This is a genomic window from Kitasatospora sp. NPDC085464, from assembly GCF_044541955.1.
Taxonomy (GTDB): domain Bacteria; phylum Actinomycetota; class Actinomycetes; order Streptomycetales; family Streptomycetaceae; genus Kitasatospora.
The window spans coordinates 180,613-205,006 of the sequence record NZ_JBITTM010000011.1 but is presented as its reverse complement, the minus strand read 5'-3'; the positions used below and the strand labels follow the sequence as shown (position 1 = coordinate 205,006).

Genomic DNA, 24,394 nt, shown 5'->3' with positions numbered 1-24,394 from the left:
ACGGAAGCGTAGAGAACTCCCATCCTCCCAGCTCAGCAGGCACCTCTCTGCGTCATCCCGTTCCCACGTCAGTCACAGCCCGGTGGATCCGGGCTCAGCCGTCGCCGAGGCCCATGTCGCGGGCCCGGGCGACCGCCTCGGCGCGGGTGGCGACGTGCAGCTTCTCGAAGATGTGCGTGATGTGGTTGCGCACGGTCTTCTCCGCGACCACCAGCTCCCGGGCGATCCGCCGGTTGTCGAGCCCGCGCGCCACCAGGTCCAGCACCTCCGCCTCGCGGGCGGTGAGGTCAGGGAAGAGCTGCCCCGCCTCGCGCATCCGGGCCCCCGCCAGCAGGGCGGTGATCCGTCCGGCCACCTCGCCGCCGAACACGGCACCGCCCGCGGCGACCGTCCGCACGGCGTGCAGCACCTCCTCCCGCCCGGCCCCCTTGACCAGGTAGCCGCGCGCGCCCGCCTGGAGCGCGGCGAGCAGGTTGCCGTCGTCGTCCGACATCGTCAGCATCAGCACCGGCGGCGGCGCCTCCTGGGTGGCGAGCCGGCGGACGGCCTCCAGCCCGGACCCGTCGGGCAGCGAGAGGTCCATGATCACCACGCTCGGACGGTGCCGGGCGACCGCCTCCGGCACGTCGGCGACCCGCTCGGCCTCGGCCACCACGAGGACGCCCGCGGCGCTCTCCAGGGCCGCCTTGAGCCCCTCCCGGAAGAGGGGGTGATCGTCGACGATCAGTACACGGACGGGCGGTGCGCCGACCGGGCCCGAGGGTGCCAACGGCTGTTCTTCATCCACACGGCCGACACTACCAGCAGCAAATCGGCTACTTTCCGTGACATGCTCGGAAGTCGTCCGCGTGGCGGGCGGTGCGGGAACCGATCCGGCACCGGAACCGAGGATCGGGGGCAGGATCCGAGACCACTGCCTCAGGCGCCCGGGACACCGGGCCGTCGAGACTGGAACCTGGCTCGGTTCGCGCCGCCGACCGGCTCGCCGACCGGGAATCCGTACCGCCGGGGGGTTCGCACCACCGGAGTCCGCCCCACCGGCCCAGCCCGTCCTGCGAGGTGGTGCCATGACCACGGTGACCTCCGTCCGGCGCCGCACACCGGCCCAACGGCAGCTGACCGCCACCGCGTTCGCCACGGCGCTCTGCGTCGTCGCCTCGACGGTGTGGATCTGCTACGTGCTCGTCCACCTCGGCGATCCGGGCGTGCACCAACCGCGCGACGAACTCGGCAACCTGATCTACGCCCTCCCGACCGCGGGGGCGGGCATGCTGCTACACGCCCACCGCCCCGGCAACCCGCTCGGCTGGGTGCTGCTCGTCTACGCGTTGACCGAGATCCTGCCGGACGCCGCGGCGGCACCCGTCTCGGTCGAGATCGCCGACCCGGGCATCGTCGGCGCCGTCGCCGCCTTCGCCGCGCTCTGCAGCTCGGTGAACGTGACGATCTTCTACGTGCTCCCGCTCTGGCTGCCCGACGGCCGGCTGACGACCCGGCGCTGGTGGTGGTACATCGGCGCCGTCGCGCTGTTCGTGGTCCCGGAGATGTCCCAACGGCTCGACCGCCCCATGCAGTTCGGGCGGCCCAACCCGCTGGCCGGCAACCCGCCCGCGCACTTCTTCGGCGTCGTGACCGACACCCTCGGCGGACGCGACCTGCTGGTCAGCGAATGCCTGATCGGGATCGTGACCGTCGTCCTGCTGACCCGTCTGCTGCGTCCGCGCCGCCGGGCGGGCGACGAGGGCGAGATGCGTCGGCACCGGCTGCGGGTGGCGGCGATGCTCGGCGCCTACCTGCTCTGGGCCGGCATGCAGGACCTGTACTCGCGGAACTTCGAGGAGCACTACTGGCTCAGTTACTCGCTGTTCGCCGCCGCGGGACTGGTCTGGGCGGTCGCGGTGGCCGTCCTGGTCATCCGGGACCACGGCTGGCGGCTCGACCGGGCGGCCCGCAGCGTCCTGATCGGGCTGCTGCTGGGCACCGGGGTCACCGGGCTGTTCGTGGTGGCCGCCGCCGTGCTCTCCACCTGGCTGCTGCCGGGGCGCGGCGGGGCGGCACTGCTGCTGATCGCCCTGGTGTACGCGCTCGGCGCGGCCCTGCCCCGGGCGGCGCGGCGGGTCGTCGCCCTGGTGGACCGGCTGTACTACGGCGAGCGCGCGCAGCCGTACCAGGTGCTGCGGACGCTCGCGGGCCGGGTGCGCCAGGTCGTCGACCCGGCGCGGCTGCCGGCGGCGCTGTGCGCGACGGTCGCCGAGGAGCTGCGGCTGCCCGGGGTCACCCTCGCCGTCACCACCCGGGCCGGGCGGCGCACCCTGGCCACCGCCGGACGGCTGGACGGGCGCAGCCAGGACTTCGCACTGGTCCACAACGGGCTGCCGATCGGCGATTTGACCGTCGGACTGCGCGCCGGCGAGGAACGGCTGGAGGCCAGCGACATCGACATCCTGCGCTCGCTCGCCGACCAGGCCTCGCCCGCCGTCGCCTCGCTGCGGCTCCAGGAGGACCTGCAGGCCAGTCGGGAGCAGATCGTCGCCGCGCGGGAGGAGGAGCGGCGGTGGCTGCGGCGGGACATCCACGACGGGCTCGGTCCGGCGCTGGCCGGGTTGCGGCTGCGGGTGGACAACGCGGCCACCTCGGCGGCCGACGGGCTCGCGGACACGCTGCGCGGGGTCTCCGACGGCCTGGGCCTGACGATCAAGGAGGTCCGCCGGATCACCGACCGGCTCGGGCCGGCGCCGCTCGGCGAGTTCGGGCTGACCCGGGCGGTCCGGCAGCTGGCGGACACCTTCGGCGGGGCCGGGTTGACCGTGACGGCGGAGCTCTCGCCGGACCCGCTGCCGGAGCTTCCGGCGGCGGTGGAGGTCGCGGCGTACCGGATCACGGCGGAGGCCCTGAACAACGTGCTGCGGCACGCCCGGGCGCGGACGGCGCGGATCACGCTGCGGGCGGACGACGAGGCGCTGACGCTGACCGTGCAGGACGACGGGGTGGGGTACCGGGCGGACGGCGGCTCCCCGGCCGACGGCAGCGGGGTGGGCCTGCGGTCGATGGCGGACCGGGCGGCGGAGATCGGCGGGCACTGCACCGTCCGCGCACTTCCGCCGAACGGGGGCACCCAGGTGCTGGCGGTGCTGCCGCGCTCGGCGTCGGCGGACCGGTGACGGGCGGTGCCGGGCGGTGTTGGGCGAGCGGTGCCGGGGGGGCGGGCGAGGAGGTGCAGACATACCGGGAACAGGTAACGCCGAACAGATGACAGAGAACAGACGACAGAGAACAGATGACAGATTTCGAAGTCTGTCATCTGTTCCCTGTCATCTGTTATTCGTTGCCCGTCGGCCGCCGCCCGTCGGATGTCAGCCCCGGCGAGTCGCCCGAGAGCGAGCCGGGTCAGGCGTCCGGTCCGGGCGGGGTGGGCGGCACTCCGCAGTTGCCGAGCTTGCAGCCGATGCCACCACCGCCGTTCGGTGTCACGACGGGAGACAGGGCGGAACGGCGACGGGATGCCGAGGCGGAGGCGGAACACGCGCTGCGCAGCGCCATGGCCGCCGCGATCAGGCCTGCCAGCACGCCGGCCGCGCAGATCGCCGTGGTCGTGGTGTTGGTTGCCATGAGGAGGTACTCCCGATTCTTCCGAGTGACCGGTCGTGGTCGATCGATCACGTTCAACTCTGCGGACGAACACGCCCCGAGCGCATGGGCTTGATGTCCCATTCCGGTCCCGACTCGGCGCCGGGGGCACCGATCCGGCCCAGCATGACGGTCACCGGTTCGCGCGATCCGGCCCGCAGGCCGTACCGCTCCTGCGCCCTGACGTAGACCAGGTCGCCGGTGCGCACGGGCACCTCGCCGAGCTCGCCGAGGAAGGCACCGGCCCCGGACAGGACCAGCAGGAAGGCGTCGGCCGCACGGTCCTCGTACGGCCCGCAGAGGCCGCCGGGGTCGAGGTCCACGACGCCCACGTCGACCTGTCGCCAGGCCTTGGCGGACTCCGGGCCCGAGCGCTGGGCCGGGATGGCACCCCGGGACGGGGTGGGACGGATGGTGAGCACGGTGGTCGGCGCGCCCCGGACGGCGGTGAGTCGGCAACTGCTGCCGGGCCGGTGGTGCATCGCCTCGCCCGGGGAAAGGATCCGGCCGGCCGCTTCCAGCCGGCCGGAGAGCACCACGGTCACCGACTCGGCCGACTCGAAGGGGAGTTGGTCGACCCGGACGCCGGGCGGCAGGGTCTCGACGGTCAGCCCGGCGCGGACCGCGGGCCGCTGGTCCGGGTCGATCAGCCGCCGGAGGACGGGCGCCGTGCGGGGGACGGCGGCGGGTACGACGATCACGAGAGGTCTCCTCGGACGGAGGACGTACGGTCCGGGACGGGCAGGAGGGTCAGGGCCGGTCACGGCGGGCGGCGCGGCGGCGGGCCGGGACGGCCCCGGTGCCGGCCCCGCGCCGGGGAACGGCGAGGGTGAGGCAGAGCAGTTCGGCGCCGAGCGGACCGGCTTCGAGCTGCAGCGTGCGGCCCCGGCGGGCCAGCAGCAGATCGCCTTCCGAGGCCAGGTGGTCGGGCTCGTCGGAGAGCCGGCCGACGACGGCGGCGCCGCGCAGCACGTGCAGGACGGTCTCGGCGTCGGGCCGGCCGGTCAGCACGTGGTGGGCGCCCGGACTCAGCCGCAGGTGGTCGAAGGCCTCGCAGGCACTGGTGAGCATCGAGCGGCGGGCCAGGGAGCGGATCCGGACGCGTTCGCCGTTCGGGCCGAGGACGACCATGGCGGCGCCGGTGTCGGTGGTGACGATCATGCGGGTTCATCTCCGCTGGTGGAGGTGCGGACGCCGGCGGGAACGGTCAGGACGGCGTGGAAGTACTCCATCCCGGCGGTGCCGGCGGTGAGGACGGTCCGGGTGCCGAGCGGGAGGACGACGGCGGTGCCCTCGAAGAGCGGGATACCGGCGTCGCGCGGCTCGGGTTCGCACGGCTCGGGTTCGTACGGCTCGGCGTCGCACCGCTCGGGGTCGTGGTCCTCCGGCGAGGCGTCCCGCCGTACCGCGTACTCGGGCGGTTCGGCGAGGCCGGATCCGGCGGTGACGTAGAGCGCGTGCTCGACCCCGTCGGCGGCCACCTCGGTGCTGTGGCCCGGTTCGAGCCGCTGCAGGCCGACGCCGCGCAGCGGTCCCACCAGCAGGCGGCCCGGGTCCACGGCGCCGCGTCGGCGGAGATCGGTGATGACGGTGCCCGGCATGTCGGGCGCTCCTTCCGGTCACCGGCGGACCCTTCGGTCCGCCTCTGCGACCCACGGTGCGCCGCCCGCTGTCCCGCCCACACGGGGGTTGCGTCCCGTCCCGTTCCCGACCGCATCCCGGCCCGATCCCGGCCCCGGCCCGGCGCGATCCCGGGCGGATCCCGGGCTGCTCCTGCCCCGTCCCGGGTCGCTCCCGCCCCGGCCGGGGTCCCCTCCCGGTGCGCGCCCGGCCCGACCTGCCGACTGCCGTCCCGCCCGGGCCGCACGCGTCCGCGACCGCACCCGCGCGTGCCGCCCGGAACGACGTACGGTGGAACCGGAGGCCGTGTCATGCACGTCACCGGAACCCACTTCACGCACTTCGCCGACCGCACCGACGCCGGCCGGCGGCTGGCCGCACGCCTCGGTCACGTGGGCGGCCCCGGGACCGTCGTCGTGGCGCTGCCGAGGGGCGGGGTGCCGGTCGCCGCCGTGGTGGCCCGGGCGCTCGACGCACCGCTGGACATCTGTGTGATCCGCAAGCTCGGCGTGCCCTACCAACCCGAGCTGGGCATGGGGGCGATCGGCGAGGACGGCGTGCGGGTGCTGAACGAACAGGTCATCCGGCTCGCCTCGGTCACCGACGGTCAGCTGGCCGAGGTGGAGCGGCGCGAGCGCGCCGAGCTGGAGCGCCGGGCCCGCCGCTACCGGGGCGACCGCCCGAGCGCGGACGTCCGCGGACGCACGGTGGTCGTGGTGGACGACGGCATCGCCACCGGGTCCACCGCCCGGGCGGCCTGCCGGATCGTCCGGGCGCGGGGCGCGGCCCGGGTGGTGCTCGCCGTGCCGGTGGCGCCCCGGGACTGGACGGACCGCCTGGAGGAGGTGGCCGACGAGCTGGTCTGCGTCGACACGCCGTCCCCGTTCTTCGCGATCGGCGAGTTCTACGCCGACTTCTCGCAGACCGAGGACGCGGAGGTGCTACGGCTGCTCTCCGAGGCCCGGGAGCGGGAGCGGGAGCGGGGCCGGGAGCAGGAACGGGCCCGGGAGAAGGAACGGGAGCGGGAGTCGGATCCGGGGAGCCCGGCTACGGCCTCCGCCGGGGTCGACCGCGAGCTGGTCCTGCCCGCCGCCGGGGTCCGCCTCGCCGGCCGGCTGACCGTACCGCCGGACGCGCGCGGCGTCGTGGTCTTCGCGCACGGCAGCGGCAGCGGCCGGCACAGCCCGCGCAACCGGTACGTCGCCGAGTACCTGAACCGCGCCGGGCTGGCCACGCTCCTGTTCGACCTGCTCACCGAGGCCGAGGAAGCGGACCGCCGCAACGTCTTCGACGTGGGACTGCTGGGCTCCCGCCTGACCTCCGTCGCCCGGCAGCTGAACTCCGGGAGCGACGCCCCGCCCGAGTCCGGCACCGTGCCCGGGACCGACGCCCCGCCCGAGTCCGCCACCGTGCCCGAGACCCGCGGCCTGCCGCTCGGCCTGTTCGGCGCCAGCACCGGGGCCGCCGCCGCGCTGCACACCGCCGCCGAGCTGGGCCCGGCCGTGCGCGCCGTGGTCTCCCGGGGCGGTCGCCCGGACCTCGCCGGGGCCGAGGTCCTGGGCCGGGTGAGCGCCCCGACGCTGCTCGTCGTCGGCTCCCTGGACACCGCCGTGCTCGACCTCAACCGGCGGGCCGGGAGTCGGCTGCGCTGCGAGAGTGAACTGTCGGTGGTGCCGCACGCGACCCACCTCTTCGAGGAGCCCGGGACCCTCGACCAGGTCGCTGAGCTGGCCCGGAACTGGTTCCTGCACCACCTCCCCGAGCGCGGTTCCGGGGCCGGGAACCCGTGAACGACCCCTCGACGGTGATTGCGCAGACTTCGTGTATCCCCGGGAAGTGGCAGCACATTTTGCGCAGTGCGAGGCGGGAAATCCTGACCAGCTTGTACACATTGAGCAGTGAAAAACCGACCTGTTGCCCAACCACCCCGACAGGAGCAAGCTCTCCGCAACCGCACCGCCCACCCGTACGCGGTGCGGCCGCGATCCAGCGGAAGCCTCGAAGACGAGGCCCGAAGTGGAGGAACGAGCGATGACCACGCAGTCCCACGCCCTTGAGTTGACCCCCGAGGAGCGCGAGGCCGGTCTTGACGCCGACCAGCTGCGCCGCCTCGTCGGCCTCGTCGAGCACAACCAGGCCACCGACCCGTTCCCGGTGACGGCCCAGGACGCGGTCGTCTTCGTGGTCGGCAACGCCACCCAGACGGCCCAGTTCTACCAGGTCGTGTTCGGCATGGAGCTGGTCGCCTACTCCGGCCCGGAGACCGGCCGCCGGGACCGCAAGGCGTACGTGCTCCGCTCCGGCTCCTGCCGCTTCGTGATCAAGGGCGGCGTCCAGCCGGACAGCCCGCTGCTGGACCACCACCGCCGCCACGGCGACGGCGTCGTCGACCTCGCCCTGGAGGTCCCGGACGTCGACAAGTGCATCGAGCACGCCCGCGCGACCGGCGCCACCGTCCTGGAGGAGCCGAACGACGTCTCGGACGAGAACGGCACCGTGCGCCGCGCGGCCATCGCCACCTACGGCGAGACCCGCCACACCCTGATCGACCGCTCCCGCTACCACGGCCCGTACCTGCCGGGCTACGTCGTCGCGCAGAGCAAGGTCAAGCACCCGGAGGGCTCGCCGAAGCGCCTCTTCCAGGCCCTCGACCACGCCGTCGGCAACGTCGAGCTGGGCCGCATGGACGAGTGGGTGTCGTTCTACAACCGCGTCATGGGCTTCGTGAACATGGCCGAGTTCGTCGGCGACGACATCGCCACCGAGTACTCCGCGCTGATGTCCAAGGTCGTCGCCAGCGGCAACCACCGAGTGAAGTTCCCGCTCAACGAGCCGGCCATCGCCAAGAAGAAGTCCCAGATCGACGAGTACCTGGAGTTCTACACCGGCCCCGGCTGCCAGCACATGGCGCTCGCCACCAACGACATCCTCACCACCGTGGACGTGCTGCGCTCGCGCGGCGTCGAGTTCCTCGACACCCCGGACGCCTACTACGACGACCCGGAGCTGCGCGAGCGGATCGGCAAGGTGCGCGTGCCGATCGAGGAGCTGAAGAAGCGCGGCATCCTGGTCGACCGCGACGAGGACGGCTACCTGCTGCAGATCTTCACCAAGCCGATCGGCGACCGCCCGACCGTCTTCTACGAGTTCATCGAGCGGCACGGTTCGCTGGGCTTCGGCAAGGGCAACTTCAAGGCGCTCTTCGAGTCGATCGAGCGCGAGCAGGACCGACGCGGCAACCTGTGAGCGTCGGAGAGCTCTGACGGACGGTCGAGGAGGACCACGGAGATGGCGTACTACCGGCAGCTGGGCAGCATCCCGCCCAAGCGGCACACCCAGCACCGCACCCCCGAAGGCGGGCTGTACTACGAGGAGTTGATGGGCGAAGAGGGGTTCTCCTCGGACTCCTCGCTGCTCTACCACCGGGGCATCCCCTCGGCCGTGGTCAACGCGGTGCCCTGGGAGCTGCCGGACCAGTCCACGGTGCCCAACCACCCGCTGCTCCCCCGTCACCTCAAGCTGCACGAGCTGTTCGCGGGCCAGGAGTGGAAGTCCGCGGACGTCGTCGGCAGCCGTCGGCTGGTCCTCGGCAACGGCGACGTGCGGATCTCGTACGTCGCCGCCGGGGCCCCCAGCGAGCTGTACCGCAACGGGCTCGGCGACGAGTGCGTGTACGTGGAGTCCGGCGCGGGCACGGTCGAGACGGTGTTCGGCTCGATCGAGGTCGGCCAGGGCGACTACGTGATCATCCCGCGCGCCACCACCCACCGCTGGGTGCCGACCGGCGACGAGCCGCTGCGCGCGTACTGCATCGAGGCGAACAGCCACATCACCCCGGTGAAGCGGTACCTGTCCAAGTACGGGCAGCTGCTGGAGCACGCGCCGTACTGCGAGCGGGACTTCCGCGGCCCGGTCGGCCCGCTGGTCGTGGACGCGCCCGGGGACGTCGACGTGCTGGTCAAGCACCGCGGCCCCAACGGGATCGCGGGCACCCGCTACACCGTGCCGCACCACCCCTTCGACGTGGTCGGCTGGGACGGCTGCCTCTACCCGTACGCCTTCAACATCAGCGACTTCGAACCGATCACCGGCCGAATCCACCAGCCGCCGCCGGCCCACCAGGTGTTCGAGGGCAACAACTTCGTGATCTGCAACTTCGTCCCGCGCAAGGTGGACTACCACCCGCTGTCGATCCCGGTGCCCTACTACCACGCCAACGTGGACAGCGACGAGGTCATGTTCTACTGCGGCGGCGACTACGCGGCACGCAAGGGCTCGGGCATCGCCCAGGGCTCCATCTCGCTGCACCCCGGCGGGCACACCCACGGGCCGCAGCCGGGCGCGTACGAGCGCAGCATCGGCGCGGAGTTCTTCGACGAGCTCGCCGTCATGGTGGACACCTTCCGCCCGCTGGAGCTCGGCGAGGGCGGGCGGGCCAGCGAGGACGCCAACTACGCCTGGACCTGGGCCGGTCGGGGGCCCGGACGATGAGCGGACTGCCGTCGGGGGGTGTCATCCCCGAGCTGTTCCACGGACTCTTCGACGACGCGGCGGTGTTCCCACCGGGGAACCTGCCGGTCGCCGAGGCCGTGCCCGCACACCGCGTCCACCGCGCGGCCTGGTACGCCGAGGCCGTCGGCCCGCTCCTGTGCGGGGCGGGCCGGCTGGGCGAGTTGGCCGCGGCGGCGGCTGCCGCGGGCGGTCCGGCGGGCGCAGCGGGCGCGACGGGTCCGGCCGCCACGGGCGGTCCGGCGGGCGCGGGCGGCGACTCGCGACTCAGGGTCGGGCTGGTGCTGCCGGGGGGCAGCGCCGAGCTCGCCCGGGCGCTCGCCGCCGCCGCGCCGTTCGACCTGGCCGGTGTCGAACTGGCCACCCGGGACGCCGCCGACGCGGTCGCCGAGCTGGACCGGCTGCTGCCGCCGGACGTCCCGGCCGCCGTCGAGCTGCCGCGCGAACTCCTGCGCGGGGACGACCTGGACGCCGTCCTGGACGTGCTGGTGGACAGCCCGTACCGGGCGAAGTTCCGCACCGGCGGGCTGGTCGCCGACGCGTTCCCGGACGAGGCGGAGCTGGCCGCCTTCCTCACCGGCTGCGCGCAGCGCGGACTCCCCTACAAGTGCACCGCCGGACTGCACAACGCCGTCCGGCACACCGACCCGGAGACCGGCTTCGAGCACCACGGCTTCCTGAACGTGCTGCTGGCCGCGCAGGAGACCGACCGGGCCGCGGCCGCGGAGGTGCTGGCGGAGCGCGACGGCGAGGCCCTCGCCAAGGCGGTGCGCGCACTGACGGCTCGTCAGGTTACGGTGATCCGCAACTCGTTCACCGCGTTCGGCACCTGCAGCATCGCCGAGCCCCTGGGCGACCTGGCCTCGCTCGGCCTGCTGTCGTCGCCCACTCCACCGCACCAGGAGGACCGTTGACCACCCCCCGCAGCTGGCTCGCCAGCGCCCAGGACTCGCCGTTCGGCGTGCACAACCTGCCGTACAGCGTCTTCACCGCCGCCGACCAGCCCGGGCGGCGCCGGATCGGCGTGCGCGTCGGGGACTTCGTCCTGGACGCCGGGGCGGCGGCCCGCGCGGCCGGTGCGCCCTCCGCGCTGCTGGACGCGGACTCGCTCAACCCGCTGATGGCGGCCGGGCGGCCGGTCTGGACCCGGGTGCGGGCGGACCTCACCACGTGGCTCACGGACGAGTCCTTCCGCGAGGCCCTGTCGCCGGCCCTGCTGCCGGTGGCCGAGGTCGAACTGCACCTGCCGTTCGAGGTCGCCGACTACGTCGACTTCTACGCCTCCGAGCACCACGCCACCAACCTGGGCCGGATCTTCCGCCCGGGCTCGGAGCCGCTCACGCCCAACTGGAAGCACCTGCCGATCGGCTACCACGGGCGGGCGGGCACGGTCGTGGTCTCCGGCACGCCGGTGGTGCGGCCGCACGGGCAGCGCAAGGCGCCCGCCGACCCGGCGCCGAGCTTCGGGCCCTCGCGCCGACTGGACATCGAGGCCGAGGTCGGCTTCGTCGTCGGCACGCCGTCCGAACTGGGCAAGCCCGTCCCGCTGGCCGACTTCCGCGAGCACGTGTTCGGCGTCTGCCTGCTCAACGACTGGTCGGCGCGCGACATCCAGGCCTGGGAGTACGTGCCGCTCGGCCCGTTCCTCGGCAAGTCCTTCGCCACCTCGATCTCGCCGTGGATCGTCCCGCTGGACGCCCTGCAGCACGCCCGCGTCACGCCGCCGGAGCGCGACGTCGAGCCGCTCGCGTACCTGGACGACCGGGACGGCGAGCCGTGGGGCCTGGACCTGGCGATGGAGGTGCGGCTGAACGGGCACCCGGTCTCCCACCCGCCGTTCGCCACCATGTACTGGACGGCGCAGCAGCAGCTGACCCACATGACCGTCAACGGCGCCTCACTGCGCACCGGGGACCTGTTCGCCTCGGGCACGGTCAGCGGGCCGGAGCCGGAGACCCGGGGTGCGCTGATCGAGCTGACCTGGAACGGCGAGGAGCCGCTGAAGCTCCCGGACGGCACGACCCGGACGTTCCTGGAGGACGGCGACGAGGTCGCCATCACCGCCACCGCACCCGGGCCGGACGGGGCCGTGGTCGGCTTCGGCGAGGTGACCGGGCGGGTGCGGGGGTAGCGACGGACAGCTGACGGATGACAGCTGACAGATTTCATCATCTGTCAGCTGTCATCCGTCTGTGGTCTGTCGTCTGTCGCCTGCCGTCATCCGCTGTGCCGCACCGCGCCGGCGGCCGCGGGCGGGAACGATCTCCGGCCAGGTGATCACAACGGCCCGGCCTCCCCGGTACGGTGGGCGGCGGAAGTCCATCACCGAGGGGACGGGAGCGGGCCCTATGAGCGCAGAGGTGGCAGAGGTCCGGGCATTCCTGGAGGGCGGGATCGGGCGGATCGTGCTGAACCGTCCGCGGGCGCTCAACTCGCTGACCCACGGCATGATCGGTGCCCTGCGCGCAACGCTGGACGACTGGGCCGCGGACGACCGGGTGCGCGCCGTGGTGCTGACCGGCGCGGGCGAACGCGGCCTCTGCGCGGGCGCCGACATCCGCGCGATGCACGACGACGCCAAGGCGGGCGGAGCCGGCACCCGGGCGTTCTTCCGCGACGAGTACCGGCTGAACGCGCTGATCGCCCGGTACCCGAAGCCGTACGTCGCCGTGATGGACGGCATCACGATGGGCGGTGGCGTCGGCCTGTCCGCCCACGGCGCGATCCGGATCGTCACCGAGCGCTCCACCGTCGCGATGCCCGAGACCCGGATCGGGCTCGTCCCGGACGTCGGCGGCAGCCGCCTGCTCGCCCACGCGCCGGGCGAGTCGGGCACCCACCTCGGGCTGACCTCGGCCTCGATGGGCCCCGGCGACGCGCTGCTGTGCGGGTTCGCGGACCACTACGTGCCGTCGGCCCGGATCCCGGAACTGCTCGACGCCCTGGCCCGCAGCACCTCCGCGAACGCCATGGCGGGCGGCACCACGGCCGGTGACACCACCGCCGATGCCGCCACGACCGCCGCCGTCAGGGCGGTCGTCACCGCGCACACCGAGCCCGCACCGCCCGCCGCCCTGACCGGGCAACGCGCCTGGATCGACGCCTGCTACGCGGCCGACACCGTCGAGGAGATCGTCGAGCGCCTGCTGAACTCCGGTGTCGCGGAGGCGAAGGAAGCCGCCGGGCTGGTGCTGGCGAACTCCCCCACGGCGGTCAAGGCCACCCTGGCCGCGCTGCGCCGGGCCCGTACGCTCCCCTCCCTGGAGGCCGTGCTCGACCAGGAGTACCGCGTCTCCTGCGCCGCGCTGGACGGCCACGACCTGGTCGAGGGCATCCGCGCCCAGGTCGTCGACAAGGACCGCAACCCGCGCTGGGAGCCCGCCACCCTCGCCGGGGTGACGGACGTGGACGTCGCCCGCTTCCTCGCCCCGCGCGACGGCGACGAGCTGGGCCTGGCCTGACCCTCCGGGCCGTCTCCCGGCCCCGTGACCGGCGTCTCGCATGTCAAGACTGGCGCGGAACAGGGCACGTCGTAGATCGTTGGGTGGTCAGGGCGCGCCCGCGCGGCGCCGAGCAGCAGACATGGGAGTCGACGGCGATGACCGAGACCGAGACCTACGAGACGATCCTGGTCGAGCGCAAGGGCCGGGTGGGGCTGATCACGCTCAACCGGCCCAAGGCGCTCAACGCGCTGAACACCCAGCTGATGAACGAGGTGGTCGCGGCCGCCACCGCGTTCGACCGGGACCCGGAGATCGGCTGTCTGGTGATCACCGGCTCGGAGAAGGCCTTCGCGGCCGGCGCCGACATCAAGGAGATGCAGGGCAACCGGTTCCCGGACGTCTACCTGGACGACTGGCTGGGTCCGTGGGACCGGCTCGGTGCGCTGCGCAAGCCGATCGTCGCGGCGGTGGCCGGGTTCGCGCTGGGCGGCGGCTGCGAGCTGGCGATGCTGTGCGACATCCTGCTGGCCGCGGACACCGCGAAGTTCGGGCAGCCGGAGATCAAGCTCGGCGTCATCCCCGGCATCGGCGGCTCGCAGCGGCTCACCCGGGCGGTCGGCAAGGCCAAGGCGATGGAGCTCTGCCTGACCGGCCGGATGATGGGCGCCGAGGAGGCCGAGCGGGCCGGCCTGGTCTCCCGGATCGTCCCCGCCGACCAGCTGCTGGCCGAGGCCCTGGCCACCGCCGAGACCGTCGCGGCGATGTCCGCTCCGGCGGCGGTCATGATGAAGGAGAGCGTCAACCGGGCGTTCGAGACCACCCTCGCCGAGGGCGTCCGCTTCGAGCGCCGGCTCTTCCACGCGGCCTTCGCCACGGCGGACCAGAAGGAGGGTATGGCGGCCTTCGCCGAGAAGCGCCCGCCGTCCTTCACCAACCGCTGACCGACTGCGGACCGCTGACCGCTGACCGCTGACCGACGGCGGACGAACACGACCGACGACCGACGACCGACAGCTGACAGATTTCAGATGACGAAATCTGTCAGCTGAAGTCTGTCGACCGTCACCCGTCTCCCATCACCCAGCACACCCGCCACCGCCCGTCCCACCCGTCACCACCCGTTCCGCGCAGTCACTCCTCCAGCGCCACCGTGTTCAGCTGGGCGAGCCCGCTGCGGGTGGCGGCGACCACGATGCGGTCGCCGGGCGCGAGCTGCCGGGTGCGGTCGGGGAGGCCCCACTGCAGCTGCGCGCCGCGGGCGAAGCGGACGGCGATCACCCGGACGCCGCCCGGGTCCTCCAGGTCGTGCCGGTTCAGGCCGATCAGCCCACTGCCGTCCTCCACCGTCAGCTCGGCGATCAGCAGCGCGTGCCGGAACACCGAGAGCGTCCCGCGCACCTCGCGCCCCATCAGCGCCGCCGCGAAGGCCGGCGCGGCCAGGTAGGAGACCGACCGCGAGGCCGCGTTGTCCAGGGTCTTGTAGAAGTGCCCGGCGAAGTCGTCGTCGAACAGCCGCACCACCACCCGGACTTCGGGATTGCCGTGCCGCGCCTCCAGCGCCGCTTCCAGGTTGGTGGCGTCGTCGCCGCTGACCGCCACCAGCGCCCGGCTGTGCTTCAGCCGGGCCCGCCGCAGCTGTTCCTCGAACGGGCCGTCGCCCATCACCACCGGGATCCCGAGCGCCCGGACGGCGGCGACCCCACGCGCCTGCGGGTCCCGTTCCATGCAGACCACCGGCACGCCCAGGTCGTGCAGCTGGGTCGCGACGCGGGTGCCGACGTTGCCCAGCCCGACGACGATCACGTGGTCCCGGGTACCCGCCCCGGGGTTGCGCGGCTGACCGCGCCGTCCGGAGCCGAGCACCTCGACCGCGATGGCGGTGGCAACCGGCGCGAAGGTGATCCCGCAGATGGTGATCACCACCTGCGCGACCCGCTGCCAGAACCCTCCGGTACCCGTCCCGGCGGCGATGTCGGCGAGCTGGTCGGGCTGGGCCGCACCGGCCAGGTCGAGCAGCGAGACGTAGACGGTCCAGCCGAAGTCCCGGTTGAGGTACCAGAGCACGCCGAAGGACATCAGCACGGCGGCCAGGGCGGTGAGCAGCACCAGCCGCATCCGGGCGCTGGTGAAGAAGCGCGTGGTGTCGAGCAGCCGCCAGCGCAACCGACGCCGCCAGTCGATCGGCTCCCGGGGCTCGATCGGCAGCACCTGCAGCGCGGCGGTTCCGCCCGGTTCCTCCTCCGGTCCGGGGTCGACCTCGGGCACCGGTTCGCGCCGTACGCCGCCGGAGCGGATCGGCCCGTCGTCGCCGAACTCGCTCGCGAGCCGGACGAATTCGGCCGAGTCGCCCTGCTGCGCGGGCAGCAGCCTGATCCTGCTGAGGTCCTGCCGGTCGATCTGGTCGGCGACCACGCAGATCCGGTCGGAGGTGATGGCGTCGTCGAAGGCGATGTGCAGGTAACGCCCTTCGATCTCGACCGAGTTGGGCCGCCCGAGCGCGGCGGCGGCGAAGGCCGGGGCGGCGGTGGCCGATCCGGAGAGCGCGGCGCCGTTCCTGAGCAGCCGTTCGATGTTCTCGCCGAGCCGCTGGTTGAACATCCGGAACACGATGCGGATGTCCGGGTTGTGGTTCTGGGCGCTGAGCGCGGCGTGGATGTTCTCCTGGTCGCTGCCCTCCAGCAGGGCGAGTCCGCGGGCGGTGCCGATGGACACCGCCCGCAGGGCCTCGTCGGTGATGCCGGCGTACTCCACGACCGCGGCGACGCCGTCGAGTTGCTCGATCCGCGGCGCGTGGTCGCGGGTCCGGTCGGCGACCAGGACGACGACCGGGACCTCGTAGTGCTCGACGAGCTCCAGGATCAGTCGGTGCGCCAGCGCGTTGCCCCCGCAGACGATGTAGTGCTGGCTGATCGGCTCGACCGGAGGGGTCCCCCACCCTTCAGAAGTCATACCGCCGGATGATATCGACGGCAAGTGTCCGGACGATGTCATTCCGGTGGCCGCGGCGGATCCCCCGAACGGCCTTATCCGACAGCCCTGAACGGCCGAATCCGGCGCGCGGCGGGGCGGCGACGCGCAGAGGCTGGGCCTCGTCCTCTACCCCCGCCCGAGGAGTTACACCACCGTGGTCTCTCCGATCATCACCCCCGACGGTTCCCCGGTCCAGGGCCCGCTCGGCATGCTCGCCAAGGCCGCTTGGCAGGTCCTGCTCGTCGCCGGGCTCGTCTCACTCGCCCTCGGGATCGTGGTCTTCGCCTGGCCCGAGGAGACCCTGAGGGTGGTGGGCGTGCTGTTCGGCCTCTACCTGCTGGTCATCGGCATCGTGCAGCTGGTCGCCGCGTTCGGCACCCACGCCGCCACCGCGCTGCGGGTACTGGCCTTCATCAGCGGCGCGATCTGCGTGATGCTGGGGCTGCTCTGCTTCCGCAGCGCGGCGGAGTCGCTGCTGCTGCTCGCGCTCTGGATCGGGATCGGCTGGCTCTTCCGCGGCATCACGCAACTGGCCGCCGCGATCTCCGACCCGCAGATGCCGGCCCGCGGCTGGCAGGCCTTCGCAGGCGTGGCCAACACGCTGGCCGGCGTCCTGCTGATGGTCTGGCCGGTCGGGTCGATCAAGGCGCTGACCGTCCTGGCCGGATGCTGGCTGCTGATCCTGGGCCTCATCGAGATCGTGACGGCGATCCAGATGCGCGGCCGCGCCAAGCACATCCCGTCCGGAGTCTGACCCCACGGACCTCCGATCGGCGGATCGCAGGGGCCGCCGCTTCCGGTCGGGGCCGCCCCCAGGCGCCGTTACGGGCGCGGGGCGTAACCGAGCCGGAAGGTGGCGGCCTCCAGGCGTTCCGGGTCGAGCCGGACGTCGGTCAGCCGCTCGGCCAGGGCGAACGCGGCCTCGGTGTGCAGCTCGTACCGCTCACCGCCGAGGTCGAAACCGCAGGCCGTCAGCAGCTCGGGGATGCCGGAGGCAGCGGCGTCCGAGCCGTGCCGCTGGTCGGCGAAGAGCGGTTCGAAGTGGAGGCGGCAGCTGCCGTGCTCCCACCAGTGGAAGCTGTCCGCGGCGTTGACGTTGCGGTAGTGCGAGACCAGCCGGGTGCCGTCGGAGAGCCCGGGGACGAGGTCGTGGAGGCTGCCGAGGTACCCGTACGGCTCGACCGCGAGGGCCCAGCCGTCCAGTTCGGTGACGGCGACGAGCAGCCGGTCGTCGTCCTCGCCGAGCAGGGCCGCGGCGTCCTCGTCCTCGCCGTCATCGAACGTCTCCCAGGCCTCGATCACCGCGTCCAGGCCCGAGACCTCGCGACCGGGCAGGGCGTCGAAGCGGCGCAGCAGTTCGTCGGCGGGGATCCCCTGGACGTGGGTGAGGCAGTGGGCCTCGCCCAGGACGGGGTAGCGCTGCTCGAACCAGGTGTAGTCGGTGGCGTGTGCGGCGGTCATGCCCCGATGATGCCGGACCTCACCGACACCACCGGGGCCGGGTCCTCGGTCCCGGGCTCGCCGGGGCCGCCCCGGCCGCCCCCGCCTCAGAGCCAGACCGGATCGTCCGTCCCCCAACGCCCGGGCGGGCGCGACCAGTCGGCGGGCGCGCCCTCGTAGCCGATCGGCGGCAGGGCGTGGCGCAGCTTCCCGTACGCGGAGTCGGTCTCGGCGAGCCACCCCGACGGGTCGTACGGCTCGGACGGGGCCTCGCCCGGGGTCTCCGACGGGACCTCCGACGGGACCTCCCGTTCGATGCCGTGCAGCAGCCAGGAGGCCGTGCCGGCGAGGGAGAGGCGCAGGTGTCGGCCGCCAGGGCGGCCGGTGTGCCGGTCGGAGACGGCGCGCAGGACGGCGGCTGCGATGAGGTAGCCGGTGCCGTGGTCGAGTGCCTGGGCGGGCAGGACACCGGGGCGGCCGTCGGCGGCGGCCTCGTGGGCCGCGATGCCGACACCGGCCTGGACCAGGCTGTCGAAGCCGCGCCGCCCGGCCCACGGGCCGGTCCAGCCCCAGGCGCAGAGCTGGACGACGATCAGGTCGGGGCGCCGGGCGAACAGTGCGTCGGGGGCCAGGCCATGGGCGTCGAGGGCGCCGGGTCGGTAGGCGCTGACCACGACGTCGGCGGTGGCGAGCAAGTCCTCGAAGACGGCCCGGTCGGCGGGCTCGGCGAGGTCGAGGCGGGCCGAGCGCTTGCCGAAGCCGGTGTCGGCGTGCGCGTCCTCCGCCTCGGGCAGCCGGGGCGAGTCGATGCGCAGGACGTCGGCGCCGAGCAGGGCGAGGGTGCGGGTGGCGACCGGTCCGGCGATCACCCGGGTGAGATCGAGGACCCGGAGCCCGGCGGCGGGCCGGTCCACCGGGGCCGCGCCGAGCGGACGGGCGGCGCCGGCAGTGCCTGCGGTGCCGGCGGTACCGACGCTGCCGGTGGTACCGACGGCGACGCCCGCGACGGCGCCGGGGGCAGCGACTTCCCGGTGCTCCACCAGGGGGTGCACGGTCTCGCTCACCGGCACGACCGCGACCGCCAGCGCCCCCGCCGCGTACGCACGCTCCTGGACCTGCTCGGCCGGCAGACCGGCGAGCACCTCCGCCAGTCGATCGGGCCCGGCGTCCGCCGCGAGGCCGAGGGCCGACAGCAGCCGGGTGCGGTGGTGCGGGTAGTTGGCATGGGTCCGGACCCAGCCGTCGGCGGTGCGCCAGAAGCCGGAGTGCGGAGCGAAGCTGACGGGCGTGCGGCCGTCGACCGTCAGGTGCCGCTCGCTGACGAACGCGGTGGCCACCGCGCCCTGGTCCACCCGGACGGCCGGAACCGGACCACCGCTGCGCAGGGCGGCCAGCTCGGCGGCGGCGAGCGAGCAGACGGCCACGGTGGCCCGGGCGAGGCGCCGCACCGGCAGTCGGGAGGGCAGGACGCCGTCCGGGCCGTGGAAGCTCACCCGTGACAGCAGGTCGGCCGGGCCGCCGAGGGCCGCCCAGGCGTCGGCGGTGGGGCGGTCGACGGGCTCACCCCCGCCCGGTCCGGTGGGTCCGACGGTTCCTGCGGGCAGCGGATGATCGGTCATGTCGGCATTGTGCTCCCCTTCTTGGTCGCTCGCCGTGACGCCAGTCACCAGCGTCGGTGGCCGCGCCGGAACCTCGGCAACCGGCGCGCGGCGCGCGGCATTGCCGGGTCCGACGCCCGGGCACCGGGAGCGCGGGCCCGGCCCGCCGGTCGGCGGGTGGCGGGCGGGTGAGCGGCGGGTAGGGTGCGAACGCGGGCCGACGGGAGGCCGACCAGGGGACGAACGGGAGCCGCCCGTCCGGGGCCGCCGGTACCCGGGCAGAGCGACGCACCGCGACATGGGGGAATGACGTGCACGTGATCCGGCGCCTCGACCTGGGGTACTTCGTCCGGCCGGCCTCCGAGGTGGGCGGACCGGAGCCGCGGGTGGAGCCGGTGCTGGCGTACCTCGTCCGGCACCCGGAGGGGCTGCTGCTGTTCGACACCGGGATCGGCGGCTGCGACCCGGAGACCGAGGCGCACTACCGCCCGGTCCGCCGCCCGCTGCCGGAGGCCCTCGCCACGGCCGGGGTCTCCGTCGCCGACATCGACCTGGTGGTCAACTGCCACCTGCACTTCGACCACTGCGGCGGGAACCCGCTGCTGGCCGGCACGACCGTCCTGGTCCAGGCGAGCGAGCTGGCCACCGCCCGGCGCGGCGGCTACACCATCGACGCACTGGTCGACTTCCCCGGCGCCGACTACCGGGAGCTCGACGGCGAGGCGGAGATCTGGCCCGGCGTCCGGGTGCTGCCCACCCCCGGCCACACCGCGGGTCACCAGTCCCTGCTGGTCGAACGCCCGGGCGGCGGCCCGGTCCTGCTCGCCGGGCAGGCGTACGACTTCGCCTCCGAGTACGGGCAGGCACTGCTCGCCCGGCGGGCGGCGCGCGAGGGCGTGGCGGCGCCGCTGCCCGGCTACCGGGCGTGGCTCGACCGGGTGGCGGAGCACCGTCCGCGCCGGGTGCTGTTCGCGCACGACCACGCGGTGTGGGAGCCGGGCGGGTAACGGTGCCCGGCGCCGGGGTGTCGGGGTGCCGCGTGCCGGGGCACGTGGGCGCCTCAGCCCCGAGGACCGCCGGGGGGACGTTCAGCAGGTGAAGCGCAGCGAGCGGACCCGGTGGTCGAAGCTGGACGGGACGAGCTCCGGCTCGCCGACCGAACGCGCGTCGGGCAGACGGGTGAACAGCTCCCGGAACAGCGCCGTCATCTCCTGCCGGGCCAGGTGCGCGCCGAGGCAGTAGTGCGGGCCTCCGCCGCCGTAGCCGAGGTGGGGGTTGGGCGTGCGGGTGATGTCGAAGGCGTCCGGATCGGGGAAGACCGCCTCGTCGCGGTTGGCCGACCCGTAGAACAGCGCGACCTTCTCCCCCGCGCGCAGCAGCGTGCCACCCGGGCCGCCGAGTTCGTGGTCGACGGCGACGGTCCGGTGGAACTGGATGATCGGCGTGGCGTGACGGACCATCTCGTCCACCGCCCCGCCGAGCCGCCCGTCGAGGTCGGACAGCAGCAGGGAGCGCTGCTCGGGGTGGACGGTCAGGAGGTGCAGACCGTGGGCGAGCGCGTTGCGGGTCGTCTCGACCCCGGCGACCAGCAGCAGGGTGAAGAAGGCGCCGAGCTCGCGGCCGGTGAGCCGACGGCCGTCCACGTCGGCGGTGACCAGCGCGGAGATCAGGTCCTCGGCCGGCCGGCGGCGCCGCTCCCGACCGATCCCGGCGACGATGGCCTGCATCCGGGCGAGCGCCCGCAGCCCGCGCCCGGGCGCCCGCAGCCGGTGGCGCAGCGTGCGGGCCACCCCGATCTCCGCCGAGGTGCGGTTGACCAGGTCGAGGATGGCCCGGCGCGGCTGCTCGGGGATGCCCATCATGGTGCAGATCACCTGGAACGGGAGTTCGGCGGCGACCGCGGACACGAAGTCCTCCGGCCGGTCCCGCTCGACCCGGTCGACCAGGGCGACGCTGATCCGGTGCACGTCGTCCTCGACCCGGCCGAGCAGCCGCGGGGTGAACGCCCGCGAGACGATCCGGCGCAACTGGGCGTGGCGCGGGTCGTCCAGATTGACCATCGAGTCGCCGAACAGCAGCCGGACCCAGCGGGCGGGGGCGGGGGTGGTCACGCCGGGGCCGCTGAGGAAGACGGCCGGGGTTCGGCTGGCCTCGACCACGTCGGCGTGGCGGACCAGGGCGTGGAAGCCCTTGCCGGTGGCGCGGTCGCCGAAGAACAGCGGGGCCGGGAGGCGGCGCAGCTCGGCGAAGGCGGCGGCGCGGGCGGGGGCGGGCAGCCGCCAGAAGCCGGGGTCGGCGAGGTCGGGGATCCCGGGCGCGTCGGCGGTCCTGGGGATCCCGGCCTGCTCGGCCTGCTCACCGGGGCTGTCGGCCGGCGCACCGGAGCGGTCGGCCGGCTCGGCACGGTCGGCGATGGGCTCGGTGGCCTGCGTCGGGGTCTCCACGGCCGGACCTCCCTGCTTCTGGACGGCATCGCTCCGACACGCCCGCACGGAACGCACCGGATCGTGACATCTAGTGAGCATGCGGTGACCACTTGTCAAACCGTGCGGATGGTCGTACGAGCGGTTGTTCGGGTCGGTGCAGCGAGCGGGACGGCAGCCGGGCGGACCTCCGCGCGGGCGGACCTCCGCGCGGGCCGCCAGGCCTGCCGCCCGGCCTGCCGCCTGGCCGACCGCTGAGCCGACCGGGCCGGTCACCGGGCGAGCGGCCGGGCATGGTCTCACGGGGCGGAACCGGCCATGACCGGAGGGTGCGGTGCGCACCGGGCGGGGTGGGTGCGACGATGAGTGCCATCGTGATGACCGACCGGATCCGCCTGCTGCGCGCCGTGGTCTTCGCCGCGCTGTGCGTGGCAATGGCCGCCACGGCGCACGTCGCCATGGCCGGTTCCGGTGTCTCGCCGACCGTGCTGGCCGGTGCGTTCGGGGCGGTCCTGGGCTTGACCTGGCTGCTCGCCGGGAAGCGCCGCGGGCTCGCTGTGATCAGCGTCTGGATGGTCGCCGCGCAGATCGCGCTGCACCAGCTGTTCGAACAAGCCGGGGCCCTCGGCCGAGGGAGCGGTGGCGGCCTCGGCCGGCTCGCCACCACGGACTGGGCCGCCCTGCTGCTCTGCAACCCGGACCGGGTGCCCGACGGGCTGTCACCGGTCGAGCTGGCGCGGATGGCGGGCATCGACCCGGACGTCCCGCCGTCCACCGGCGGACTGCGCCCGACGGCCGGGGTACCCGGGATGCACGGGATGCACGGGATGCAGCACGGGGCCGCGGGCGCAGGAGCCTCTGCCGACGGGGCGGCCATGGACCTGGGCCTGCCCGGGACGGCCGGGATGCCCGGCATGTCCCACCCGATGTCCGGCGGGATGCCCGACGCCACGACGGGCGGCCTGCCCCCCGGCACCTCCCACGGGATGGCGCACGGAATGTCCCACGCCGTGTCGCCGGGGATGGCCGTCGCCCACGTGCTGGCCGCCCTGGCCTGTGCACTGCTGCTCTGGCGCGGTGACGCGGCGTTGGTCCGGCTCTTCGAGCTGCTCGGTTCGCTCGGCGCCGTCGTCGCGGGAGCCTTGCTGCTCCCCCTGCTGGCGCTCTTCGCCCGGCCGTTCGGCTACCGGGCCCCGGCGCCGCCCCGGCCCGTCCCGGACACGGCCCGGCCGCCCCGGCCGGTGCTGCTCACGCATGCCGTGGTCCGGCGCGGGCCGCCGGCGTTCGCCCTCGCCTGCTGACGCGCCCGCCGCTGCATCCCCCGGCCTCCCCCGGTTTCATCCGGCCACCGGGGCCCCGCGACGGGCAGGTCGCCCCGCCGTACGGCCGCGCCTTCCGCCGCCGTGACGCCGGGGTTCGGGCCCGCGCCGCCCGCCGCCGCTCCCCGGTTCCCCCGGGAGGTGTGGTGTGCCGCGCGCACGGCCCATGGACGCCGACGGTGCCGCCCTGAGCGGTGCCGTTCCCAGCCTTCCCCTCGGGACCCTTCCATGTCTGACCACGACGACGCGCCGGCTGCGGCCGGCGCCACCGTCCTACCGCTCCGCGGCCTGCGGGCCCTCCGGAGCGCGGCCGTCCGCCCCCTCGGCCGGACCGGCGCCCTTCGACTCGAACCCCTCCGGCCCCGCCGGCAGGCGGACCGACCACTCCGGCGACGGCCCGACGGCGGCGGCCGCCCGGACGTGGCCGCCCAGCCGCTCCGCCCGCTCCAGCCACTCCCGGCAACCGGTGCAGCGCGCGACGTGCTTGTCCAGCCGGGCCTCCGGGAGACCGCTCGGTTCGCCGTCGAGGCGGGCGGACAGAGCGGTACGGAACTGCGCGCATCTCATGTAACCATCGTCCCGCACGGCCACCGCGGCGGGACCGGCCGGTCCGGAGGCCGCCGTGGATGACGAGCAGCTCACAGCACTCGCACTGACCGCCCGCTCCGGCCGGGCGGCGGACGTCGAGGCCTTCGTCCGCGCGACCCAACGCGACGTCTGGCGCTTCGTCGCCCACCTGACCGACGTGCAGTCCGCCGACGACCTCGCACAGGAGACCTTCCTGCGCGCGCTGCGCGGCCTGCCCGCGTTCGCGGGGCGCTCCTCGGCCCGCACCTGGCTGCTGTCGATCGCCCGGCGCACGGTGATCGACCGGTACCGGATGGCCGCCGCCCGCCCTCGCTGTGCGGCGCTTCCGGACTGGCAGGAGGCGGCGGAGCGACAGGGCGGCGGCCCGGCGGCCGGGTTCGAGGACGGCATCGCGCTCGGCGACCTGCTCGACCGGGTACCCGCCCAGCGGCGGGAGGCCTTCGTCCTGACGCAGGTGGTCGGGCTGAGCTACGCCGAGGCGGCCGAGGTCGCCGGGTGCCCGGTCGGCACCGTCCGCTCCCGGGTCGCCCGGGCGCGGGAGGAGTTGGTGGCGCGACTGCGGGCGGCCGAGGCCGGGGAACTCGCGGCCGCCTGCTGAGCGGTGCCGGCAAGTGGGCGGCAGGCGGACGGCAGCCGTCGACCGATGACACGCGGCGGATGACGGGGAACAACTGACAGATGACAGCTGACAGATTTCAACATCTGTCAGCTGTCATCTGTCACCCCCGCCATCCGAACCCCGCCGCCCGAACCCCGCCGAAAAATTCCCCCAAGTGTTCGGAACCGGAGCCGCCGCGCCCCCGACTGCTGTACCGGACCCCGCCGCCGAGGCGGTGTCCGGCACGGCAACCCGGGAA

At 74.1% G+C, this 24,394-nt stretch carries 22 protein-coding genes; 12 read left to right on the top strand and 10 right to left on the bottom strand.

From position 1 onward, the window contains the following. Window positions 1–94: 94 nt before the first annotated feature. Window positions 95–787 carry a response regulator gene (locus tag ACIGG8_RS12535; protein WP_396547516.1) on the bottom strand — a complete coding sequence of 231 codons (693 nt, stop codon included), beginning with the start codon at window positions 785–787 and terminating at the stop codon, window positions 95–97. 280 nt (window positions 788–1,067) lie between these two features. On the opposite strand from ACIGG8_RS12535, the gene ACIGG8_RS12530 reads away from it, so the two are divergent. Beyond that, complete coding sequence (locus ACIGG8_RS12530) at window positions 1,068–3,161, top strand: ATP-binding protein (protein ID WP_396547514.1); 2,094 nt, start codon at window positions 1,068–1,070, stop codon at window positions 3,159–3,161. A gap of 226 nt (window positions 3,162–3,387) precedes the next feature. Here the strand turns inward: ACIGG8_RS12530 and ACIGG8_RS12525 are convergent, their stop codons facing one another. The 4 genes from ACIGG8_RS12525 to ACIGG8_RS12510 are packed head-to-tail and all read right to left on the bottom strand — an operon-like array spanning window position 3,388 to window position 5,228. After that, the gene (locus tag ACIGG8_RS12525) at window positions 3,388–3,609 is read right to left on the bottom strand and encodes a hypothetical protein (protein ID WP_396547512.1); all 222 of its coding nucleotides are present in this window, start codon (window positions 3,607–3,609) and stop codon (window positions 3,388–3,390) included. A 53-nt stretch (window positions 3,610–3,662) separates the two neighbouring features. Beyond that, entirely contained in the window at window positions 3,663–4,328 is a 666-nt protein-coding gene (locus ACIGG8_RS12520) for a cupin domain-containing protein (protein WP_396547510.1), read from the bottom strand. Window positions 4,329–4,377: 49 nt separating this feature from the next. Then, on the bottom strand, window positions 4,378–4,788 hold the full coding sequence (locus ACIGG8_RS12515; protein WP_396547508.1) for a hypothetical protein: 411 nt from the start codon (window positions 4,786–4,788) through the stop codon (window positions 4,378–4,380). After that, a complete protein-coding gene (locus ACIGG8_RS12510) occupies window positions 4,785–5,228 on the bottom strand; it encodes a hypothetical protein (RefSeq protein WP_396547507.1) in 444 nt (147 codons plus the stop codon). Before ACIGG8_RS12510 ends, ACIGG8_RS12515 begins: the two co-directional genes overlap by 4 nt. Before the next feature lie 330 nt (window positions 5,229–5,558). Here ACIGG8_RS12510 and ACIGG8_RS12505 point away from each other — a divergent pair, with 330 nt between their 5' ends. From ACIGG8_RS12505 to ACIGG8_RS12475, 7 genes are all read left to right on the top strand, one after another. Then, a complete protein-coding gene (locus ACIGG8_RS12505; RefSeq protein ID WP_396547505.1) occupies window positions 5,559–7,037 on the top strand; it encodes a phosphoribosyltransferase family protein in 1,479 nt (492 codons plus the stop codon). A 241-nt stretch (window positions 7,038–7,278) separates the two neighbouring features. Continuing rightward, window positions 7,279–8,493: a 4-hydroxyphenylpyruvate dioxygenase gene (hppD, locus tag ACIGG8_RS12500; RefSeq protein WP_396547503.1), complete on the top strand. Its 1,215-nt coding sequence runs from the start codon at window positions 7,279–7,281 to the stop codon at window positions 8,491–8,493. Between the two features lie 42 nt (window positions 8,494–8,535). Beyond that, complete coding sequence (locus ACIGG8_RS12495; RefSeq protein WP_350519063.1) at window positions 8,536–9,738, top strand: cupin domain-containing protein; 1,203 nt, start codon at window positions 8,536–8,538, stop codon at window positions 9,736–9,738. Beyond that, complete coding sequence (locus ACIGG8_RS12490; RefSeq protein WP_396547501.1) at window positions 9,735–10,670, top strand: hypothetical protein; 936 nt, start codon at window positions 9,735–9,737, stop codon at window positions 10,668–10,670. The genes ACIGG8_RS12495 and ACIGG8_RS12490 overlap by 4 nt, the downstream gene beginning before the upstream one ends. Continuing rightward, complete coding sequence (gene fahA / locus ACIGG8_RS12485; RefSeq protein ID WP_396547500.1) at window positions 10,667–11,887, top strand: fumarylacetoacetase; 1,221 nt, start codon at window positions 10,667–10,669, stop codon at window positions 11,885–11,887. The genes ACIGG8_RS12490 and fahA overlap by 4 nt, the downstream gene beginning before the upstream one ends. Before the next feature lie 217 nt (window positions 11,888–12,104). Beyond that, window positions 12,105–13,217 (top strand): enoyl-CoA hydratase/isomerase family protein, encoded by a 1,113-nt coding sequence (locus tag ACIGG8_RS12480; RefSeq protein ID WP_396547498.1) that lies wholly within the window; start codon window positions 12,105–12,107, stop codon window positions 13,215–13,217. A 137-nt stretch (window positions 13,218–13,354) separates the two neighbouring features. After that, complete coding sequence (locus tag ACIGG8_RS12475) at window positions 13,355–14,140, top strand: enoyl-CoA hydratase (protein ID WP_396547496.1); 786 nt, start codon at window positions 13,355–13,357, stop codon at window positions 14,138–14,140. A gap of 190 nt (window positions 14,141–14,330) precedes the next feature. Here ACIGG8_RS12475 and ACIGG8_RS12470 read toward each other — a convergent pair whose 3' ends face one another. Continuing rightward, on the bottom strand, window positions 14,331–16,148 hold the full coding sequence (locus ACIGG8_RS12470) for an NAD-binding protein (protein WP_396547494.1): 1,818 nt from the start codon (window positions 16,146–16,148) through the stop codon (window positions 14,331–14,333). Between the two features lie 175 nt (window positions 16,149–16,323). Here ACIGG8_RS12470 and ACIGG8_RS12465 point away from each other — a divergent pair, with 175 nt between their 5' ends. Then, window positions 16,324–16,923: an HdeD family acid-resistance protein gene (locus ACIGG8_RS12465; RefSeq protein ID WP_396547492.1), complete on the top strand. Its 600-nt coding sequence runs from the start codon at window positions 16,324–16,326 to the stop codon at window positions 16,921–16,923. A 68-nt stretch (window positions 16,924–16,991) separates the two neighbouring features. Here ACIGG8_RS12465 and ACIGG8_RS12460 read toward each other — a convergent pair whose 3' ends face one another. After that, the gene (locus tag ACIGG8_RS12460) at window positions 16,992–17,630 is read right to left on the bottom strand and encodes a DUF6461 domain-containing protein (RefSeq protein WP_350519070.1); all 639 of its coding nucleotides are present in this window, start codon (window positions 17,628–17,630) and stop codon (window positions 16,992–16,994) included. A gap of 86 nt (window positions 17,631–17,716) precedes the next feature. Continuing rightward, window positions 17,717–19,228 carry a CoA transferase gene (locus tag ACIGG8_RS12455; protein ID WP_396547491.1) on the bottom strand — a complete coding sequence of 504 codons (1,512 nt, stop codon included), beginning with the start codon at window positions 19,226–19,228 and terminating at the stop codon, window positions 17,717–17,719. 299 nt (window positions 19,229–19,527) lie between these two features. On the opposite strand from ACIGG8_RS12455, the gene ACIGG8_RS12450 reads away from it, so the two are divergent. After that, entirely contained in the window at window positions 19,528–20,214 is a 687-nt protein-coding gene (locus ACIGG8_RS12450) for an N-acyl homoserine lactonase family protein (protein WP_396547527.1), read from the top strand. An 81-nt stretch (window positions 20,215–20,295) separates the two neighbouring features. Here ACIGG8_RS12450 and ACIGG8_RS12445 read toward each other — a convergent pair whose 3' ends face one another. Continuing rightward, on the bottom strand, window positions 20,296–21,543 hold the full coding sequence (locus ACIGG8_RS12445; RefSeq protein WP_396547525.1) for a cytochrome P450: 1,248 nt from the start codon (window positions 21,541–21,543) through the stop codon (window positions 20,296–20,298). A gap of 449 nt (window positions 21,544–21,992) precedes the next feature. Between ACIGG8_RS12445 and ACIGG8_RS12440 the strand changes: the two genes are divergently transcribed. Next, window positions 21,993–22,931 carry a hypothetical protein gene (locus ACIGG8_RS12440; RefSeq protein WP_396547490.1) on the top strand — a complete coding sequence of 313 codons (939 nt, stop codon included), beginning with the start codon at window positions 21,993–21,995 and terminating at the stop codon, window positions 22,929–22,931. A gap of 291 nt (window positions 22,932–23,222) precedes the next feature. Here ACIGG8_RS12440 and ACIGG8_RS12435 read toward each other — a convergent pair whose 3' ends face one another. Next, the gene (locus ACIGG8_RS12435; RefSeq protein ID WP_350519073.1) at window positions 23,223–23,516 is read right to left on the bottom strand and encodes a zf-HC2 domain-containing protein; all 294 of its coding nucleotides are present in this window, start codon (window positions 23,514–23,516) and stop codon (window positions 23,223–23,225) included. Between the two features lie 55 nt (window positions 23,517–23,571). Here ACIGG8_RS12435 and ACIGG8_RS12430 point away from each other — a divergent pair, with 55 nt between their 5' ends. After that, entirely contained in the window at window positions 23,572–24,135 is a 564-nt protein-coding gene (locus ACIGG8_RS12430) for a sigma-70 family RNA polymerase sigma factor (RefSeq protein ID WP_350519074.1), read from the top strand. Window positions 24,136–24,394 lie beyond the last annotated feature (259 nt).

Coding starts and splice junctions, on each gene's coding strand:
- ACIGG8_RS12510 (WP_396547507.1), bottom strand. CDS start 5,228: ATGCCGGGCACCGTCATCACCGATCTCCGCCGACGCGGCGCCGTGGAC.
- ACIGG8_RS12505 (WP_396547505.1), top strand. CDS start 5,559: ATGCACGTCACCGGAACCCACTTCACGCACTTCGCCGACCGCACCGAC.
- ACIGG8_RS12515 (WP_396547508.1), bottom strand. CDS start 4,788: ATGATCGTCACCACCGACACCGGCGCCGCCATGGTCGTCCTCGGCCCG.
- ACIGG8_RS12495 (WP_350519063.1), top strand. CDS start 8,536: ATGGCGTACTACCGGCAGCTGGGCAGCATCCCGCCCAAGCGGCACACC.
- ACIGG8_RS12475 (WP_396547496.1), top strand. CDS start 13,355: ATGACCGAGACCGAGACCTACGAGACGATCCTGGTCGAGCGCAAGGGC.
- ACIGG8_RS12490 (WP_396547501.1), top strand. CDS start 9,735: ATGAGCGGACTGCCGTCGGGGGGTGTCATCCCCGAGCTGTTCCACGGA.
- ACIGG8_RS12435 (WP_350519073.1), bottom strand. CDS start 23,516: ATGAGATGCGCGCAGTTCCGTACCGCTCTGTCCGCCCGCCTCGACGGC.
- ACIGG8_RS12460 (WP_350519070.1), bottom strand. CDS start 17,630: ATGACCGCCGCACACGCCACCGACTACACCTGGTTCGAGCAGCGCTAC.
- ACIGG8_RS12455 (WP_396547491.1), bottom strand. CDS start 19,228: ATGACCGATCATCCGCTGCCCGCAGGAACCGTCGGACCCACCGGACCG.
- hppD (WP_396547503.1), top strand. CDS start 7,279: ATGACCACGCAGTCCCACGCCCTTGAGTTGACCCCCGAGGAGCGCGAG.
- ACIGG8_RS12480 (WP_396547498.1), top strand. CDS start 12,105: ATGAGCGCAGAGGTGGCAGAGGTCCGGGCATTCCTGGAGGGCGGGATC.
- ACIGG8_RS12525 (WP_396547512.1), bottom strand. CDS start 3,609: ATGGCAACCAACACCACGACCACGGCGATCTGCGCGGCCGGCGTGCTG.
- ACIGG8_RS12470 (WP_396547494.1), bottom strand. CDS start 16,148: ATGACTTCTGAAGGGTGGGGGACCCCTCCGGTCGAGCCGATCAGCCAG.
- ACIGG8_RS12440 (WP_396547490.1), top strand. CDS start 21,993: ATGAGTGCCATCGTGATGACCGACCGGATCCGCCTGCTGCGCGCCGTG.
- ACIGG8_RS12530 (WP_396547514.1), top strand. CDS start 1,068: ATGACCACGGTGACCTCCGTCCGGCGCCGCACACCGGCCCAACGGCAG.